This window comes from Archangium sp., from assembly GCF_036388035.1.
GTDB lineage: Bacteria > Myxococcota > Myxococcia > Myxococcales > Myxococcaceae > Archangium.
Genome location: NZ_DASVSO010000136.1, coordinates 1 through 1,792, shown reverse-complemented (window position 1 = coordinate 1,792; position 1,792 = coordinate 1). Strand labels below are relative to the sequence as shown.

The following is a 1,792-nucleotide window of genomic DNA, read 5'->3' as shown; positions in this document are numbered from 1 at the left end:
GCGCCTCGGAGATGAAGCGGCGCATGTGGTCGGGGTCGTCATCGCGGACGAACTTGAGGGCGACGTCGCGGCGCAGCTGCGTGTCGTGGGCGAGAAAGACGCGCCCCATGCCGCCCTGGCCGAGCAGCCGCAGACACTCGTAGCGCTTCCATCCGCTCACCGGGAAGCCTGGGAACTCCGCGCCGCGCTCCCCGCGGGGGGGAACATTCAGCGTGGCGTCGTCCGGAGGCTCCCCGGTGTCTCGGCCCGGCTCGTGCTGGGCCTCCCGGCGCAGCGAGGCGAGGGTGTCGGCGGACAGCCGGCCGCGCTCCACGAGCAGCTCCAGGGGGTTGCGCGCCAGCAGGGCCGCCTCCGCTTTCAGCGACTCCGCCTCCTCCCGGGAGAGGAGGCCCTCGGCGACAGCCATGCGAAGTGCGGAGTCATGCTCATCGGACACGAACGGCCCCCCTGGGTGCGGACGGCGGCCATGATACAGCGGTGGGCCGGAAAACAAGGAGCGGCGATTCCATACCGGCTCGAGTCGCCGCCCATTGGACGGAATTGAGGCGGGCCTGCTACCAGACCACCCGGATGGAGCTGGTCCTGTCGTTGAAGGAGTGCCAGTCGAGGTTGAAGATGCTCGCGCCGCGCGCGACCCAGAACTGGGCTCCCGTGTAGCCGCTGTGCTCGTACAGGATGGTGTACGAGCCGAGCCCCGTCGCCTGGACCGAGGAGATCTTGTCATTCCAGGTCCAGAAGACATCCAGCGGCCTGTCGGTCAGGTTGTAGATGGAGGAGCCCACCGACAGGTGCATCACCGAGCCTTGCAGACCGGAGTTGGTGTAGAAGGCGGACGGGCTCGGATCGTTCACCCCCAGCGCGCTGACGTCCGAGGCGCCCTGGGCGCGAGGCATGGCGCCGCGCTCCTGGAGATGCCGGCGCAGCTCCTCCGGGTTCTTGAACACGAAGAGGAACCCCCCCTCCGTGGACTCGGCATTGGCCAGGAACACCAGGGGCCGGCCATTGAACTCCTTGATGGACGCGGCGGGTCGCAGCTGGCCGTCGACCATGATGGGGACGGGTGGCTCCCGGTACTGGTACTTCGAGCTGTCAGCGACCATGGAGCCGACGTCGGACCAGCTCGGGAACAGCTCGTCCAGGTACGCCGCCTCGTCAGCGCTCGGGGTGGTCGTGTCCACGCCCTCCGTGCCGCCGCAGCCCACGAGGGTGGCGACCGCGGCGAAGATGAAAGCAATCCCCTGCTTCTTGCCATTCGAGCTCATCATGTGAACGACTCCCTTACCCAGACGCGGATATCGGTTGTATGGTTTTGCCCGGGTCTGTCCTGCGATCCGGGCATTCGCGATATGAGCAAGGGATGTGCCGCGCTCCCGCGACGCAGGCCTGGAGGCGAAGCACGCGTCGAGCGTCTGGCATCAGACGGCTCCCCGGTCGGAATGACAAATGATTGTCATTGAGGGGGAGGGGAGGAGGGCGTCTCGACATGTCGAAGCGTGTCGCGACATGCCGAGACGCACCGGGCGGCCCGCCAGGGCAGGAACGATGTCGCGCGACCGACGCTCGCTGTCGTGGAGAGCGCGGCGGCGGGCCCCGTCACCTGCAAGCGTTACCGGGAAGGAGTCGGTGCCGCCACCAGGAGCTGGGCGAGCAGATCGCTCTTCTGCCCCTCGGGGATGAGCGTCACCTTCGCGGTGCTCTCCTGGAGCCGCTGTAGCTCCAGGATCTCGAACATGGCCGTCGCGATCGCCGGATCCTGGGCAATCCGCTGCAGCGCCGCGCCGACGATCTGCGG

At 67.9% G+C, this 1,792-nt stretch carries 1 protein-coding gene and 2 pseudogenes; all 3 read right to left on the bottom strand.

The genetic code is table 11. The annotated features are described in order from the left end of the window. A pseudogene (locus VF697_RS06045) lies at positions 1-436 on the bottom strand (serine/threonine protein kinase); the annotation flags it as partial. 118 nt (positions 437-554) lie between these two features. Further along, positions 555-1,265 carry a hypothetical protein gene (locus VF697_RS06040; RefSeq protein ID WP_331092534.1) on the bottom strand — a complete coding sequence of 237 codons (711 nt, stop codon included), beginning with the start codon at positions 1,263-1,265 and terminating at the stop codon, positions 555-557. A gap of 341 nt (positions 1,266-1,606) precedes the next feature. Continuing rightward, positions 1,607-1,792: pseudogene (locus VF697_RS06035) on the bottom strand (SPFH/Band 7/PHB domain protein); the annotation flags it as partial.

Coding starts and splice junctions, on each gene's coding strand:
- VF697_RS06040 (WP_331092534.1), bottom strand. CDS start 1,265: ATGATGAGCTCGAATGGCAAGAAGCAGGGGATTGCTTTCATCTTCGCC.